This window comes from Pseudomonas sp. WS 5146, assembly GCF_012985495.1.
Lineage (GTDB): Bacteria > Pseudomonadota > Gammaproteobacteria > Pseudomonadales > Pseudomonadaceae > Aquipseudomonas > Aquipseudomonas edaphica.
Window position 1 is genome coordinate 47,751 of the sequence record NZ_JAAQWL010000006.1, and the last position, 16,036, is coordinate 63,786.

The 16,036-nt window shown below is 59.8% G+C and carries 12 protein-coding genes; 8 read left to right on the forward strand and 4 right to left on the reverse strand.

Annotation, left to right across the window (positions count from 1 at the left end):
* Positions 1-50 precede the first annotated feature (50 nt).
* The 3 genes from HBO41_RS16900 (at position 51) to HBO41_RS16910 (ending at position 4,042) form a co-directional block, all read left to right on the forward strand.
* Positions 51-2,456: a TonB-dependent receptor gene (locus HBO41_RS16900; protein ID WP_169987034.1), complete on the forward strand. Its 2,406-nt coding sequence runs from the start codon at positions 51-53 to the stop codon at positions 2,454-2,456.
* Positions 2,457-3,270: 814 nt separating this feature from the next.
* Entirely contained in the window at positions 3,271-3,492 is a 222-nt protein-coding gene (locus tag HBO41_RS16905) for a hypothetical protein (protein WP_099550076.1), read from the forward strand.
* Positions 3,493-3,505: 13 nt separating this feature from the next.
* The gene (locus HBO41_RS16910) at positions 3,506-4,042 is read left to right on the forward strand and encodes a type III secretion effector protein (RefSeq protein ID WP_178110951.1); all 537 of its coding nucleotides are present in this window, start codon (positions 3,506-3,508) and stop codon (positions 4,040-4,042) included.
* A gap of 25 nt (positions 4,043-4,067) precedes the next feature.
* On the opposite strand, the gene HBO41_RS16915 is transcribed toward HBO41_RS16910, so the two are convergent.
* Positions 4,068-5,219 (reverse strand): MFS transporter, encoded by a 1,152-nt coding sequence (locus HBO41_RS16915; protein WP_017135306.1) that lies wholly within the window; start codon positions 5,217-5,219, stop codon positions 4,068-4,070.
* Positions 5,220-5,575: 356 nt separating this feature from the next.
* Here HBO41_RS16915 and HBO41_RS16920 point away from each other — a divergent pair, with 356 nt between their 5' ends.
* The 5 genes from HBO41_RS16920 to HBO41_RS16940 all read left to right on the forward strand — a co-directional run bounded on the left by HBO41_RS16920 (position 5,576) and on the right by HBO41_RS16940 (position 12,656).
* On the forward strand, positions 5,576-6,562 hold the full coding sequence (locus tag HBO41_RS16920; RefSeq protein ID WP_169987272.1) for a diaminopimelate epimerase: 987 nt from the start codon (positions 5,576-5,578) through the stop codon (positions 6,560-6,562).
* 302 nt (positions 6,563-6,864) lie between these two features.
* Positions 6,865-8,883, forward strand: a complete 2,019-nt coding sequence (gene tssI, locus HBO41_RS16925) for a type VI secretion system tip protein TssI/VgrG (protein WP_169987036.1) — start codon at positions 6,865-6,867, stop codon at positions 8,881-8,883.
* On the forward strand, positions 8,883-9,707 hold the full coding sequence (locus HBO41_RS16930) for a DUF4123 domain-containing protein (protein WP_169987038.1): 825 nt from the start codon (positions 8,883-8,885) through the stop codon (positions 9,705-9,707). The genes tssI and HBO41_RS16930 overlap by 1 nt, the downstream gene beginning before the upstream one ends.
* A complete protein-coding gene (locus HBO41_RS16935; protein ID WP_138449295.1) occupies positions 9,700-10,485 on the forward strand; it encodes a hypothetical protein in 786 nt (261 codons plus the stop codon). The genes HBO41_RS16930 and HBO41_RS16935 overlap by 8 nt, the downstream gene beginning before the upstream one ends.
* A gap of 14 nt (positions 10,486-10,499) precedes the next feature.
* Entirely contained in the window at positions 10,500-12,656 is a 2,157-nt protein-coding gene (locus tag HBO41_RS16940; RefSeq protein ID WP_169987040.1) for a lipase family protein, read from the forward strand.
* Positions 12,657-12,665: 9 nt separating this feature from the next.
* Here HBO41_RS16940 and codA read toward each other — a convergent pair whose 3' ends face one another.
* The 3 genes from codA to HBO41_RS16955 all read right to left on the reverse strand — a co-directional run bounded on the left by codA (position 12,666) and on the right by HBO41_RS16955 (position 16,032).
* The gene (codA, locus tag HBO41_RS16945; protein ID WP_169987042.1) at positions 12,666-13,901 is read right to left on the reverse strand and encodes a cytosine deaminase; all 1,236 of its coding nucleotides are present in this window, start codon (positions 13,899-13,901) and stop codon (positions 12,666-12,668) included.
* A gap of 98 nt (positions 13,902-13,999) precedes the next feature.
* Positions 14,000-15,268: a cytosine permease gene (gene codB / locus HBO41_RS16950; RefSeq protein ID WP_017135299.1), complete on the reverse strand. Its 1,269-nt coding sequence runs from the start codon at positions 15,266-15,268 to the stop codon at positions 14,000-14,002.
* Between the two features lie 140 nt (positions 15,269-15,408).
* Positions 15,409-16,032: an NUDIX hydrolase gene (locus tag HBO41_RS16955; protein WP_017135298.1), complete on the reverse strand. Its 624-nt coding sequence runs from the start codon at positions 16,030-16,032 to the stop codon at positions 15,409-15,411.
* Positions 16,033-16,036: the final 4 nt, after the last annotated feature.

Below are 16,036 nucleotides of genomic sequence, written 5' to 3' on the forward strand. Positions count from 1 at the left end.
GGTTTGCATTAACAGCCGCACACTCTTGCGATCACAGGACTAGGTTCGACGTGAAAAAACTTGTCGTGAACAACAATAAAGTCTCCCGTTGGGCGCCCCTGGCGCTGGCGCTTGCGGTCAGTTCCGCCCTGCCTGCGGCCTCTGCGGCCGACGGCATCCATATTCGCTCGCAGCCGCTGGGCGCTGCTCTGAGTCAACTGGGCCAGCAGACTTCCCTGCAAGTGTTCTTCAGCCCTGACATGGTCGCGGGCAAGCATGCGCCTGCAGTGGACGGCAACCTGTCTCCCGAGCAGGCTCTGCGCCAATTGCTCCAGGGCAGCGGCCTGGATTACCAGATCGATGCCGGTTCCGTGACCCTTCGCCCACTGCGCAGCGGCACGGGGGAAGCCGGCTCGCCGGTGGAGTTGGGCGTCACTGACATCAAAGTGGTCGGCGACTGGCTGGGCGATGCCAATGCCGAAGTGGTGCAGAACCATCCGGGCGCACGTACTGTGATCCGCCGTGAAGCCATGGTGGAGCAGGGGGCGATGAATGTCAGTGACGTGCTGCGCCGCGTCCCTGGCGTGCAGGTGCAAGAGGCTAACGGCACGGGTGGCAGCGATATTTCCCTCAACGTCGGCGTGCGTGGCCTGACCTCGCGCCTGTCGCCGCGCTCCACCGTATTGATCGACGGTGTGCCGGCGGCGTTCGCTCCGTATGGTCAGCCGCAACTGTCGATGGCGCCGATTTCTGCCGGTAACCTGGACAGTATCGACGTGGTGCGCGGCGCAGGTTCTGTCCGTTATGGGCCGCAGAACGTCGGCGGCGTGATCAACTTCGTGACCCGCGCGATTCCTGAGCAAGCCTCGGGCGAAGTCGGCACCACCCTGGAAACCTCTGCCCACGGCGGCTGGAAACACGTCGACAATGCTTTTGTCGGCGGTACTGCCGATAACGGCATGGGCGTGGCGTTGCTGTATACCGGGGTAAATGGCAACGGCTACCGCAACAGCAACAACTCCAACGACATCGACGACGTGATCCTCAAGACCCACTGGGCGCCGACCGATCAAGACGATTTCTCGCTTAACCTTCACTATTACAATGCCAACGCCGATATGCCCGGCGGCCTGACCCAGAAGCAATTTGACGCCAACCCGTATCAGTCGGTGCGCGATTGGGACAATTTCAGCGGCCGTCGCAAGGATGTGTCCTTCAAGTACCTCCGCCAGATCGACGACCGTACCCAGGCCGAAGTGCTGACCTATTACATCGACAGCTTCCGTGGCAGCAACATTGCCAACCGCGACCTCAAGACCATCAGTTCCTACCCGCGCAGCTACTACACCTTCGGCATCGAGCCGCGGATCTCCCATGTGTTCGACGTGGGCCCGAGCACCCAGGAAGTCAGCGTCGGTTATCGCTACCTCAAAGAAGGCATGCATGAACAGGCCAGCAGCCTCAATCTGGTCAACAACGTCCCGACGCCGGGCGGGCAAAATGACGGGCATGTTTACCAGGATCGCACTGGTGGCACCGTCGCCAACGCGTTCTACATCGACAGCAAAATCGATATCGGCAAGTGGACCGTCACGCCGGGCATTCGCTTTGAACACATTGAAACCAACTGGCATGACCGCCCGGTGGTTGCCTTGAACGGTGTGCGCACCGTGGAAAAGAATCGCAAAATCAATAGTAACGAGCCGTTGCCGGCGTTGAGCGTGATGTACCACATTTCCGATGCCTGGAAAGTCTTCGCCAACTACGAAACCTCATTCGGCAGCCTGCAGTACGCGCAGATCGGGCAGGGCGGTCGCGTCAACCAGGCGGCCGACGGCCTGAACCCGGAAAAAGCCAAGACCTACGAGATCGGCACACGCTACAACGACAGTGTCTGGGGCGGCGAAGTGACGCTGTTCTACATCGACTTCTCGGATGAGCTGCAATATGTGAGCAACGACGTGGGTTGGACCAACCTCGGCGCCACCAGGCACCAGGGTATCGAAACCTCGGCCCACTACGACCTGTCGAACCTGGACCCACGCCTCGACGGCCTGACTGCCAACGCGGGCTTCACCTACACCAAGGCGACTGCCGAGGGTGATGTGCCGTTCAAGGGCCGCGACCTGCCGCTCTACTCCCGTGAAGTGCTGACGGCGGGCCTGCGCTACGACATCAATCACTGGACCCATAACCTGGACGTCTATGCCCAATCCGGTCAACGTGCGCCGGGTACTGGCACCACCTACATCACCCAGGGCACCGCCGATGGGCAGTACGGCGATATCCCCGGCTATGTCTCGGTCAACGTGCGCAGCGGGTATGACTTCGGCGCGCAACTGTCGAACCTGAAACTGGGTGTGGGCGTGAAGAACGTCTTTGACCAACAGCACTACACGCGATCCAGTGACAACAACGCCGGGTTGTACCTCGGTCAGCCGCGTACGTTCTTCGTGCAGGCGAGCGTCGGCTTCTGACCGACCGTTTGTAAGAAAAATCGCAGCTCAAGGGCTGCGATTTTTTTTGACTTGTTTTTCAAGGTGCTCACCAAGCTGCCCGGGCCCGGGCAGGAACTGTTTCCGCGCGTTTGCCACACAGGTTGTAACCAGCGACGTTGATCGTACTGGTCGTTTTCAGACGCTGAACCAGGGGCCAGACATGACTTCACCTTCGTTTCAATCCGGCCAGACCGATGGCCGGTGCACCTTTGATGGCTGGCATGAAGTTGCTTGCTCGACATCGTCAAGTAAGGAAGACACCTGCGCAGCCTTGTCGACGGTATACGCCACCGAAACGCTGCGAATGAAAGCATTTGTGGGTCAAAAAAAATTCCAGGCGCCCGTCGCAGATGATTTTGCCCGCGGGCTGCATGCGTCAGGGCCTGCCGACAACGCTAACGCTCACTGCTTGAGGCGCCCCATTTTTCGCTGGGCTGCGCTGATCAATGGCCTCTGCTCCCGGTGGCGTGGGCAAACACCTGGGTGATCCAGTGTTACATGCTGTTATTGGGATGCTCCTGCCGGCCGGAACTATCGCGTGGCGCTAACCACATATCGGTTGCTTGCTGCCCAGAGGGCGAATCGATGATTCGGGCCACTCTGGTACTGACTTTCAGGCAAGCATGGATCTGCAAAAGGCGAGAGATGAAGCATGAAGATTGAGGGTGCAATACTGCGCGCGCAGCCAATCGGCCTGGGCGGGCCAGAGGTAGGTCGGGTTTCATCGTCCCGCGTTTTTCATTCGCCCGGCGATGAGTCATTCGCAACGCGGGAGTTGCCGTCGCAGCGACCCATGTTGTGGCGTGGAGGCTTGTCTTCGCTGCGCCAGCAGGCGCTGCAAAATGCACCCACGGCTCGCGCCAACACCACACCGCCAGGTCCGAGTTCCACAGATAGCCAATTGGCGGGCGAGCTGGAGAAACACTTTGGCGAGCTGCACGGTTTTTTAAAAGAAGGCCGCTTGACGCAGGCGTCGTTGCGCCAGATCGCAGCTCAAACCTTGAGTGGAGAGTAAGGTGCGCGACCGTATGATCCTGCTGGTCAGGGAAATTCTCAACCGCCCGCTGCTGAACGACGCGATCATCGACGGCGCGGGATACATCACCCGCGACAGCCTGAGCGCAGCCGCCGCAGCGTTGCTGGGTAACAGCTCCCCTGGCGCCTTCAGCCAGGACCCTTTTCATGATCAGGGCAACGCCGAGGTCGTAATGGCTTTGCAAGGCTATTTCAAACAGTTGCGGGACATACCCAAAGACCGCACGGTATTTTTTGAAGCGCTTGAATACGTGGAAATAACCCAGCTCAAAATCGTGATGAGTGATCCTGACGACCTCGATTCGCAGGGCCGGCCCCTGTTGGAGCCCGCTACTGGGCTACCGAGGAAAAAGTACAGTGAACACTGCGTCTACACCGCCAAAAATATCATTGAGCGCCCAGGCCTGCTGCGTTCGCTGGAGCGTGCCAACAACATGCGTTTGCTGGGGCGTCCCAGGCATGAGGGTTGGCTTTGTAACAAAAGCCTGGAACGCTGGCTGGAACAATACGAAGCGCACAAAGCCAGATAGCCCATGGCCTTGTGCGGTGAGCTTGTTACACCTTGAGAATTTTACCGCTGATGGCCACCCCGGCCAGCAGCAGCGCAATCAGCACAAAGGCCGTGCTCAGGCTACTGCCGTGGGCGATAAACCCGATAACTGCAGGCCCGGCGAGAATACCGGCATACCCCAGCGTGGTGATGGCCGGCACGGCGATATGTTCCGGCATGACCGTTTGTTTACCGACGGCGGTGTACAGCACCGGTACGATATTCGAGCAGCCGGCGCCCACCAAGGCATACCCCAACAGCGCCGTTTCCCAGGCCGGCAATAATGTCGCGAGCAACATGCCGGCAGTCGCCAGCGCGCCGCCAATGACGATCACGCGGGTGGCGCCCAGGCGGCGGACAATCGAATCACCGGTCAGGCGCCCTGCGGTCATGGTCAAGGCAAACGCCGCGTACCCCAAGCCTGCGTAAGCTTCATCCAGACCGCGTTCTGCATTGAGAAACACCGCGCTCCAATCCAGCACGGCGCCTTCGGCCAGGAACACGATGAAACACAGGCAGCCGATAAACAACACCACACCGTGCGGCACGGCAAACGCCGGGCCTGAGCTTTCGCTGCCGTAGGGCAGTAGATGAGGCCCGGCCTTGAACAATGCAAGCGCCATGATGACGATCACCACCAGGGTCGCCTGCAACGGCGACAAGCCCAGCCCCAGCAGCCCGGCAACCCCTGCTGCGCCGACGATGCCGCCAAGGCTGAACAACCCGTGGAAGCCCGACATCATGGTTTTGCCGCTGGCACGTTCAACGATGACCGCCTGCAGGTTGACCGTCGAATCCACAGTGCCCAGGCCCCCACCGAACAGGAACAGCCCGGCGATCAGCAAGGGGATTGAACTGACCGTGGCGAGCATCGGCAGTGCCAGGCAGATCATGATTGTGCCGGCGGTCAGCACCCGGCGGCAGCCGAAGCGTGAAGCCAGGGCGCCAGCCATCGGCATGGCGATGATCGATCCGACGCCCAGGCACAACAGCAACAGGCCCAGCGTGCCTTCATTGAGGTTTGCCCGTGCCTTGGCGTAGGGCACCAGCGGCGCCCAAGCCGCGATACCGAAGCCGGCGATGAAAAAGGCAATGCGGGTCGACATTTGTTCCAGCCGTCCGGGAACCACGGGCGCTGGGGTGGGGATGGCAGTCATGAAAAATCCTTGGTTTTGCGTTCAACGAACGATGTCCGGCGCGACATCCTTGCACATCATGCCCTGTCGAGCGAGCCGGGTTCCCTTGAAGAGAGGGGCTGACACGCAGGTGCAGGTTTATTGTTACAGCAGCGGAACGTCATGGACGGTGGCGACCACACAGAGGCTATCGGATTGTTGGGCGGTGGTCTGGAAGGTGCGTAATCTGCGTGAAAACGGATGAACCCCAGGTTTTTGCGTTGGATTACCACCTTCCAGTCCACTTCCCACTGCGCCGGTTTTCTGTAATACGCTGCTACCAAGTGTGTAGGCAATCGGAGAAATTTTCCGGTGAATTTTCTTGGGAAGGTGTCTCGATGACTCTGTTCTATGACGCGCGGGGCAATATTTACGGTGTGGCCAGCCCCGACTACCTACGCAGCAGGGGCATTGCCGTGCCTGAATGTGCCGACCGCGCTGCCAGCACTCGAAAAGAGTGGGCAGCATTGGCTATCGCGTCGGAGTGTGAATGGGGCACGTTACCGCGTGCGGCCACTCCCAAGGCACACCGCTGCGATGGTTTGCTGGTCGGGCCGTTCCAGTCTGCGCCGCCGTTTGACGTGTTGATCGTCAATACTGATGGCACGCTCGCCGAACGCAGTGGTAACGGGTTGACGATTTTTTCCCAGGCGCTGACGGATCAAGGTTTGATGACGCAAGGGTGTGAGTTGCAGGTGCATCACGACAAGCAGGATTCAGTCTCTGTGCTGGTGACCTATTCACAACCGGCGATCTTTGAACAGGTTGCAGGCTTCTGGCTGGCCTTGGGCCGGCCGAGTTTCGGGCCAGCAGCGGTGGCCGCTACCGGTACTGGCGCAGCAACATTGGGGCAATGTGAGTTCAGCCATGTGGCTGCACTGGCGGCGATTGACCCGCAATGGGCCGTCAGCCAGTTCGTCCGTGTGGGCAATCCTCATTGTGTGACGCTCGTCGAGCACGCACAGGCCTTGCCGGACAATCAGTCGATGCAACAGCCCGCACTGTTTGAGTCGTTACGGGCCATTGCCTTTGCACCGCCAGGTGGGCGCGGCCAACCTTGTTTGGCGGGGATCAATCTGCAATGGGCCGCACATGCTTCGGGCAATCGGGTCATCGCGCGGGTATTTGAGCGAGGAGAAGGACCCACCGCGTCCTCGGGTACCAGCGCGAGCGCAGTTGCCTGCGCGGCATGGCGCGCGGGTTGGGTTGACGCCAGCGAGGTGGCTGTGGTCATGCCAGGTGGCACAGTGCCGGTGCGTTTACAGTGCCAGGCCGAAACGCTGCTGAGCGTCAGTCTGTTCGGGACTGCATGCGTGCAAGCCTGAAGGCGCAGAAGTGGCTGATATCTTGAATGCGTGTCAGCCGTTTCTTTATCGGTTAGTTGTGTGGTTAAAGTTGGCGTAAGAAGTTTCTTGTTGTTGAATGCTACTAAATTCTGCGAATTTATTATTTTGTAAAAGACACGTCCTACCACGTTGTGCGAAACGTCTTTTTTATTTTTAAAGGGTCAAATTCCGCCTGAAATCGCTAAGATTTATTGGGTTCAGGCGCTTTTTCCCGGCAGTTCAATCAATGCCCGATGGGGGGAGGCCTTTCAGTCAAATAATTGATGATGGGTAACTTAGGGATGGTTGAAACATCTGCCGCGCCACGTTTCAAGTTGATACTTCCAGAAATAAACAATGATTTTCAGGTACTCGCTTTCAAAGGCCGAGAAGGCCTTGATCAGCCTTACTTCATTACCGTGCACTTAGTCAGCGAAAATCCCTCTCTGGATCTGGAGGCGCTGCTTCACCAGCCGGCTTATCTGGACTTTGGCGAATCCGCTGCGGGGCTGCATGGGCGCATCTACGCTATCGGCCGTGAGGGGCCCGGCGTTCGGCTCACTCGCTATCGTCTCACCCTGGCACCACGCCTGGCGTGTCTTGCCCATCGACACAACCAGCGGATCTTCCAACAACGCAGTGTGCCGCAGATTATTGCGGCGGTCCTTGAGCACCACGGCATTCTGGCGGACGCCTATGCCTTCGAACTGGGCCCTGTGGCCTACCCATCCCGTCCGTTCTGCGTTCAGTACGCGGAAACCGACCTGCACTTTATCCAGCGGTTGTGCGAGGAGGAGGGTATTCACTACCACTTTCGCCATGGCCCGAATAATCACGTGCTGGTGTTCGGTGATGACCAGACGGTGTTTCGGCGTCTGGCTGCACAGCGATTTTGCGCGACGCACGAGCTGGCAGCCAAAACGAGAGCTATCCGGCAGTTCGACGTGCGCCTGGAGACCCGTACCCAACTGACGGTGCGCCGTGATCATGACTTCGAGCATCCGTCGCTGCGCCTGGAAGACAAGGCCGGGCCTGCATTGACGCAGCGCCTTGAGGATTACCATTACCCTGGTGGTTTCAGCGACCATGCGCGAGGTCGACAATTGGCGCAAAGGGGCTCGGAGCGGCATCTGCGTGACCGCCATCGTGCCGTGGGCAAAAGTGATCAACCGGCGCTGGGCAGCGGCCATTTTCTTGAGCTGTGTGACCACCCTGATCCCACCTGCAACGATTTGTGGTTGCTCACGTCGGTGCATCACGAAGGCTATCAACCGCAGGTGCTGGAGGAAGCAGCCCCCGTGGCGGGCACATTCCACGGCTACCGAAACCGGTTTACCGCAACACCCTGGCGCGCCGTGCATCGGCCCCCCATCAGACACCCGAAACCTACCCTCAACGGCAGCCAAACCGCCATCGTGACGGGGCCAGCAGACGAGGAGGTGCACTGCGACGCCTACGGTCGAGTAAAGGTACGTTTTCATTGGGACCGCCTGGACCCCACCGATGACAACAGCAGTTGTTGGGTACGGGTAGCATCCGGTTGGGCGGGCGATGGCTTCGGCGCCATGCTGATTCCGCGGGTGGGCATGGAGGTGCTGGTGACCTTTCTGGAAGGCGACCCGGACCAGCCGTTGATCAACGGCTGCCTGCCCAATGCGCTGCACAGGCCGGCTTACCCTTTGCCACAACACAAGACACGCAGCGTGTTGCGCAGCCGTAGTGTTCCGGGGGGTACGGGTGCCAACGAACTGCACCTTGAGGATCGCCACGGCGAGGAACTCATCTTCCTGCGCGCCCAACGGGACCTGGAACAGCAGGTCGGCCATGACAGTCGTCTTGAGGTGGCGGGAGAGCGGCGTGAAATCATCCGCGGGTTAAGCACGGTTCATTTGGAAAGTGGCGAGCAGCGACACATCACCGGAGACCGCACTGCCATGCTTGGCACGAACGATCGGCTGGATGTGCAGGGAGACAGCCAGACGCATATCGGTCAGTCCATGGTTATCCAGGCAGGGCAGCAGATCGTCCTCAAGGCCGGCGCCAGCCTGATCATCGATGCGGGCGCACAATTGAGCCTCAAGGCTGGAGGCGAGCACCTGATTATCCAGGCGGGCGGCATTTTCAGCAGCCGGCCTGTCACCGTTGGCGGCTTGCCGCCCCTCACTCGGTCCGCGAACCCATTATCGGCCATGGATGCGCCGAACCTCTCGACGGCCCAAGGCACCCTTCTGGACGAGGCCCGGCAGTTGGGCGCGGACTTCTGCCCGGTGTGCGAGGCGTGTCGTGAAGGCCAGTGCACACTCATGCGGAGGGCTGCCTGATGCCAAGTGAGCCAGGCCAGTGGATGGCCGAACAGCATCAGGCGGGGCGCCGACTGTGCTTGATCCTTGATGGTCACCACGGCGCACGTCAACAGCTGTTGGCGGTGCGTAACCTGTCGCAGTATTGCAGCCTGTACGCTGAGACCGCCCTGGTCGAGTTGGCAGCGGCAGGCCCGTTGATTCTGTTGGTGGAGCAGGCGGACGAGCCTGCGCTGGTTGATCTGCTGCAACACCCCGAGACGAACTGGGGCTGGCTGGGCAGCCTGCCCGGTGATGATCTGGCTGGCGTGGTTCGGCATTGGCGCGAACGTCTGCTGGTAGGGCGCCAGGGAAGCCAGGCCGTGTATCGCTTTCACGATAACCGTACCTTGGCACGTGCTTTGACCCATTTACAGGGCGAGCACTGGCCAGTGTTTCTCGGCCCACTGATGAGTGTGTGCTATTGGCACCAAGGCTGTTGGTGTCGGGGTGAAAACCCAATGCCCAGGGAGTATCCCGTGCCTGTGGCTGTGCCCTGGCTGAACACGCCCAACCCTCAGGCCGAAGTGATTCTGCACGCCAATATCCTGCGTTATCTGCTGACTGAACACAGCGAAAAACTCGCCGGCTTGGTCGAGTTTCAGAACCCCAGAATCTGGCTGGCGCAGGTTCTGGAGCAGGCCCGTGCCTGGCAATGGCGAGGCCCCCAGCAGCTCGAGTTTCTGGTGGTGCGTCGGTTGGAGGAGGCGACGCAAGGCAGCACGATTCGGTGGCAGCCGATAGAGGGCGAGGCGCCGTCGGAACATTTTGAGCGGGTGTTACGGGAGTGGCAAAAGCATGAATAGGTGGACACGCAGCGTTTTGATAACGCTCGGTGCTGGATGGCTCTCGGGTTGTGCGCTGGCACCGCCGGCTAAGCGTTTTACCCTGGAGGTGGATTTACCCGCACAGTTTCGATTCATCGGTGCCGCTAACTACCGTCCCGCCAGATATGAACTCTGCACCTTGCCGCAGCGTCGAGGCAAAAGGCCTGAACGCAAGATATTTATTGCCGATTACAAACCCGTGGCCGAACGAGTGAGCTATGAGTTCCCGCTGACTGAAACCATTGAGGGGTGCCCTACGGTGTTGCGTAGCGTGGAGTTCACTCTTTATGCGAAGTGGGGTGAACTCGACACTGATGTCGGTGGCAGTTTCGCGGCAATTTCTTTCGCAGATCCTATCGAGTCTGAACGCGTAGCAGCGATGCCCGAGTCGGGTGTGCAGGAGTTTTTTGGACAATGCATGTGGTTTTTTCGGACGGCCGGCCCCGAGCATGCGATCAGAAAATTGTTGGAATGTAACGCGTTGGACACGAAGGGGAAAAGGCAAGAAACGCGCCCGGGTGGCGTGGCGCAGAGAGAGCTGCTCCCAGGGAAAAAAGTAAGGCTGACGTTGAGCGTTACAGACGAGGAGGCCCCCGCTTTTCAGGACACCTGGCTAGCTGTACCGGGGGGGTGGAGACGGTGCCGGGGTAAAAGCTTTGAAGATCTGTCCGGATACTGTGGCAGTAACACCACGGACTTTAAACCTATAACGATGCCGGATGGCCGTGTTTGCGATGTTTACCCAACGTGCAATTAACAAGGAGATGATTCATGAACCAGGCAGCATGGAAGCAACCTTTTTTCAGCAGCAAGATGCCTGCTTGCCCGTTGAAAGGGCATTGGGCAAGCGTTTGCCTGGTGGATGAAACGGGCAGCGGGAAGGCTTACGGTGGGCTGGTCTACACAATCCAGGACACTACAGGGCGCCGGTACAACGGAAGGTTGAATGGAGAGGGATACGCCAAGGTGGAAGGGTTTTATTGCGGCCCTGTCATTCTTTCTTTGGATGCGCAGTATTCAGGCGACGAAGAGCCATATTCCAAATTGATAAAGCGCAAGACTTACCCGTTACCTATCACCGAACTTCAAGCCCGCGCCGAACACACCCGATTTTCAGCGGCTGATGGCCAACGTATCGAGGGTAACCCTGCACAACGCCAGGCAGACCGGTTTTATCAGGTTGAGGTGCGCGACCTGGTTCGACATATTGCCCACCTGCCGCCGTTTGCCTCCGCAACCTATCACCCTCCAAGGCATGCATTGAAAATGATGGCTGAGCTGGGGTTTGGTCCGCCGCAGCCCGCATTGTCAGGCGTCGTGCTGTTCCCCAACCTGCACACGGTGTTGGAGGTACGGCCTTTGCGGGCCCTGCGCCCGATGTTGTCGACCGATGATCAGTTTTGTGCGTTGAACCTGTATCAATTGGCGTTGATGTCCACATTGAGTTACTGCGATTTTGGCCAGCAACCTCCAAAACCTCCGGTGGAACACGTCAGTTTTCCCCTGGATCCCAGCGCAGGCAATCTGTTCGCGGAAAAACTCTCGGGGTTTCAAGAAGCCTGGAAGGTCGATCGTGATCAGGCTCAGCGCTTCTACCCGCTGTATGAAGAGGTTCCTTACTCCCAGCGGTTTGAGATTTTGCCCTTCGATCCTGAGTTGTATCCACAGAATCGTCCGCAGCTTGGTGAGAAACAGGAGCATCCCGCCAGCCTGCACTTTTTTGATGATGAAGCGTTTGGTACGGATACCCAGGCCTTTATCAGTCATCACAACGAAGTAATTCTGATCGCTGTTCGAGGCACCGCCAGTGGTGCCGATGCACTACGCGACGCGAATGCCCACCAAGTGCCATTTACCGAAGGTATTGGCAAAGCCCATGAGGGCTTTTATCAGGCATATCGAGCGATGCGCGATTTTGTTCTGTACTACCTTGATCAATTCCACAGCGGCCAGCGCATTGTGATTTGTGGCCACAGCCTTGGCGGCGCCATCGCGTTGCTCCTGGCAGAGGGGTTACGCCGAGTTACACGCGTGAAGTACAACATCCTCCTCTACACCTACGGCGCTCCCCGCGCCGCAGACTCCGAGTTTACCGACGGCGCCTCAGCCCTTATCCATCACCGCATCGTCAACCACAACGACCCGGTTCCCAGTGTCCCTGCCACGTGGATGAACACCACCGCCAAACTCTGGGTGCCGGGCGCCGTCACGCTTTTTGCCGCGCCCGGTGCGGGTGGCCTGCTGTTCGCCGCTGGCCTTGTGCGCGTCGGCGGCAATCCTTACCAGCATCACGGCGAACAACAGCACTTCATGCCCATTAAGCTGCCGGACGGCACGCACTCCTCAGTGTTATGGACGCCCGGTTGTGAGTCCATCCTTGAGGCGGGATGCAACCGTATACTGCAACTGCATGGCGATATGCCCGAGCGTGCCAACCTGTTGAAACAACTGTTCCAGGCCAGCCAGCATTTCATGACCGCCAGCTACATTCCAGCCGCGTGGGCCACTCTGCGCCGCTGGCAGCAAACCGTGGAGTGCCAGGGGCCTTTGATCACCGCCAGAGAGTTCGAGTTGATAGACCTGGCGCTCGACACCATGACCCAACAATTGCGCGACAAGAACCGCGAGCTCGAGCGTCGTCGCCCACCGAACCAACGCGATTATGGGCATGCGCATAACCAGGCACTGAACGCTGAAGTCGACCGCTTGCGCAGCAGTCGGCGCCGATTGGAGTCGTTACGCTGGCGCCGTCTGGACGTGCGTGACGTGTATGGCAGCCACGCCGATTCCACCGGCTTGCAGCCCAGCGTGAAACGCTGGTTGTGCCACCGTGAAAACCGCAAGTTGGCGCAAATCGCCAGTATTCCTGCGCCACTTCAGGACGGCGCCGGCCGGGTGCAGCCACTGGATATTGATTCAATCGTCTGACCCCGTGGCTTACAAAAACTCCACCTGTGCCGGTCTGCGTTGCATCAGCACCTTGCCATTGCGGATCGAATATAACGGCAGGCCTTGGCTGCGGATCACCTCGTAGTCACTGTCTGCCGAAAGCACCAGCAGGTTGGCCGGGCGACCGGCTTCCAGGCCGTAACGGTCACCCAGGGCCATGGCCTTGGCGCTGTTGTCGGTGACCAGGTCCAGGGCGCTTTGCAGGTTGCGGTAGCCCAGCATATGGCAGATGTGCAGACCGGCTTCCAGCACGCGCAGGATGTTGCCGTTGCCCAGCGGGTACCATGGGTCGACGATGGAGTCCTGGCCGAAGCAGACGTTCATGCCGGCCTCGAGCAGTTCATTGACGCGGGTGACGCCTCGGCGTTTCGGGAAGCTGTCGAAGCGGCCCTGCAGGTGGATGCTTTCGGTAGGGCATGAAACGAAGCTGATGCCCGAGTGGCCCAGCAGGCGAAACAGTTTGGCGCAATAGGCATTGTCGTAGGAACCCATCGCCGTGGTGTGGCTGGCGGTGACGCGCTCGCCCATGCCGCGGCTGCGGGCTTCTTCGGCGAGTACTTCGAGAAAGCGCGAGTGCGGGTCATCGGTTTCGTCGCAGTGCACGTCCACCAGGCAGCCGGTGCGTTCGGCCAGGTCCATCAGGAACTTCACCGAGCTAACCCCTTGGTCGCGGGTGTATTCAAAGTGCGGGATGCCTCCGACCACATCAGCGCCCAGCCGAATGGCTTCCTGCATCAGCTCGCGGCCGTTGCGGTAAGACTCGATGCCTTCCTGCGGGAAGGCGACGATTTGCAGGTCGATCAGGTGCGTGCTTTCTTCGCGCACCTCCAACATGGCTTTGAGCGCGGTGAGGTCAGGGTCGGTGACATCAACGTGGGTGCGCACATGCTGGATGCCATGGGTGGCCAGGGCCTGGATGGTTTTCTTGGCACGGGCCTTGGTGTCTTCCTGGGTGATGGTGGCTTTGCGCTCGCCCCAGCATTCGATGCCCTCGAACAGGGTACCGCTCATGTTCCAACGCGGCTCGCCAGCGGTCAGCGTCGCATCCAGGTGGATATGGGGTTCCACGAACGGAGGTATGACCAGGTTGCCAGCGGCGTCGAGATCGTCAGCTGTTAATGTCGGCGCCACGGTTTGTGCAGTAATGCGGGCGATCCGGCCGTGTTCCAGGTGCAGATCATGCAGGCCTTCACGGTTGCGCAGGCGGGCATTGATGATATGCATGGGCAAGTTCCTCTTGGCTTTGGATAATCAGGCAGTCAGCCGCCAGGTCATCAGGGTTATCAGCCACAAGGTTACCATCCTCATGGCAACAGTCGGGTTCATGCCTGTACGTCAGCCAAAGGTGCGCGCACGCGCAGGGCCGCGGTGAGTGCGATGTAGGCCAGGGACGCGGCCACAATCCCCACCAACGGCGCCACCCACGGTGAGTGAAACGCCAGCACGGTGCCCACGGCATACGCCGCCAGCCCTGGCCAATTGAACGCCGGCAGGCGTACATCGGCCAGACGCGGGTACTGGCCGCGATAGCGGTAGAAGAAGTCCGCCATGATGACCCCGCCAATCGGCGGGATCACGGTGCCCAACAGAATCAGATAAGGCACCAGCAAGTCGTACATGCCAAGCAGTGCCAGCAGGGTGCCGATCACCGCGCCGGCCAGGGTTACGGTTTTGCGCCGCCGGGTACGCAGCAGATTGCAGCCGGCCACGGCGAAGTTGTAGATGGTGTTGTCCTGCGTGCTCCAGATGTTGAGCAGCAACATGACCATCGCCGCCATGGCGAAACCTTGCAGCAACAGTACTTCGACCACATCGGGTTGCTGATAGACGATGGCGCCATAGGCACCGATCAACACCATCAAGCCATTGCCGATAAAAAAGCCGATCAGGCTGGCCAGCACCGCGACCTTGGCCGAACGAGAAAAACGCGTCCAGTTGGTCGCCTGGGTGGCGCCGCTGACAAAAGTGCCGAATACCAGCGTGATGGCGGTGGACAAGTCCAGCTCCGCCGTCGGCACCACTGCCAGCAAGCCCTTCAGGCCGCCGACTTTGACGGTGGCGACCCACATCGACAGCAACAGCAGGATGCCCATGGCCGGCACCGCGATATAGGACAGAATCTCCAGCCCGCGATAGCCGATATACGCGGTGGCGCAGAACAGCAGGCCAAACAGCACCATCAGTGCCAGCACCGTGCCTTGGTTCAATTCGAAATATTTGCCCAGCACCACGGCCGCGGTGGCGGTGCCCCAGGCGTACCAGCCGATCTGGGTGAAGCCGAGGATCAAGTCGCTGAGTTTGCTGCCCACCTCGCCAAAGCAGAAGCGCCCCATCAGGACCGAATTCAAGCCGCTCTTGAAGGCGATGTAGCCCAGGCCTGCGGCGTAAATACCCAGCAACAGGTTACCCAGGGCCACGACGCCGAGCATGTCGGTAAAACTGAACGCCACGCCCAGCTTGCCGCCAGCGAACATGGTCGCGGTGAAGAAGGTGAAGCCCAGCAACACCATGGCGGTGGACGCAAGGCCCTTGCGCGCATGCATCGGCACTTCGCTGAGGGGGTAATCGTTACCCGGTTCTTGCTGCGTCATGGCCTTGCTCCCTGGATGACTGACGCAGCGCTGTTGCACTGCGCGTGCCAAACCGGCAGCGCGGCGTATTTGTCGCCAGGCAGCTGTGTCGAGCGCGCCCACGCAGGCACGAAAGCAGTGCAGCGGTGAGACAAAATGGATCAGTCGAACAGCGTCTGGGTGGTCTCGCCACGATGAAACGCAAACGCCGCTTCAAGGTCGCTTTCGATGGTGCGCCCACGGGACAGGGGCGGCAGGTCGTCGAGGGTAAAAAAGCCCACTTCAGTGGTTTCAAAACCCGCCATCGGCGCCCGTTGGTCGACCCGCTCGCACAGGAAATACAGCTTGTAGAAGTCCCGCACATCCGGGCGATACAAGCCCTTGGCCTTGTGCGTGACGCTGTACAGCGCGCGTGCCGTGACGCTCAGCCCGGCTTCCTCACGGATCTCCTTGACGATGTTTTCCGCCGCCGACAGGCCGATATCGGCGTACCCACCGGGCAGGGCCCAGCAGCCGTCGGTCAATTCGCGCACCAGCAGTATCCGGTCGCCCTCGATCACCGCGCCGCGTACGTCAATCATCGGGGTTGAATAACGCTTGGCAAAATCCGGCACCAGCCCGGTGATGCGCGCAAGCGGCACATCCGCCAGTTGCGCGAGCATGCTGTGGGCAATCTCGGCAATTTCCTCAAGGCGCTCACGCTCAAAGTCGTCAGTGCAAAAATGCAGCCCCGTGGACGCCAGTGCCTGCAAGCGTTTGGCCTGGGCCAGCCAGAGGTTTTCCATGGGG

What these genes read in the sequence shown, in the direction of transcription:
- HBO41_RS16905 (WP_099550076.1), top strand. Translation starts at nt 3,271, where the DNA reads ATGTTGTGGCGTGGAGGCTTGTCTTCGCTGCGCCAGCAGGCGCTGCAA.
- HBO41_RS16910 (WP_178110951.1), top strand. Translation starts at nt 3,506, where the DNA reads ATGATCCTGCTGGTCAGGGAAATTCTCAACCGCCCGCTGCTGAACGAC.
- HBO41_RS16915 (WP_017135306.1), bottom strand. Translation starts at nt 5,219, where the DNA reads ATGACTGCCATCCCCACCCCAGCGCCCGTGGTTCCCGGACGGCTGGAA.
- HBO41_RS16920 (WP_169987272.1), top strand. Translation starts at nt 5,576, where the DNA reads ATGACTCTGTTCTATGACGCGCGGGGCAATATTTACGGTGTGGCCAGC.
- tssI (WP_169987036.1), top strand. Translation starts at nt 6,865, where the DNA reads ATGGTTGAAACATCTGCCGCGCCACGTTTCAAGTTGATACTTCCAGAA.
- HBO41_RS16930 (WP_169987038.1), top strand. Translation starts at nt 8,883, where the DNA reads ATGCCAAGTGAGCCAGGCCAGTGGATGGCCGAACAGCATCAGGCGGGG.
- HBO41_RS16935 (WP_138449295.1), top strand. Translation starts at nt 9,700, where the DNA reads ATGAATAGGTGGACACGCAGCGTTTTGATAACGCTCGGTGCTGGATGG.
- HBO41_RS16940 (WP_169987040.1), top strand. Translation starts at nt 10,500, where the DNA reads ATGAACCAGGCAGCATGGAAGCAACCTTTTTTCAGCAGCAAGATGCCT.
- codA (WP_169987042.1), bottom strand. Translation starts at nt 13,901, where the DNA reads ATGCATATCATCAATGCCCGCCTGCGCAACCGTGAAGGCCTGCATGAT.
- codB (WP_017135299.1), bottom strand. Translation starts at nt 15,268, where the DNA reads ATGACGCAGCAAGAACCGGGTAACGATTACCCCCTCAGCGAAGTGCCG.
- HBO41_RS16955 (WP_017135298.1), bottom strand. Translation starts at nt 16,032, where the DNA reads ATGGAAAACCTCTGGCTGGCCCAGGCCAAACGCTTGCAGGCACTGGCG.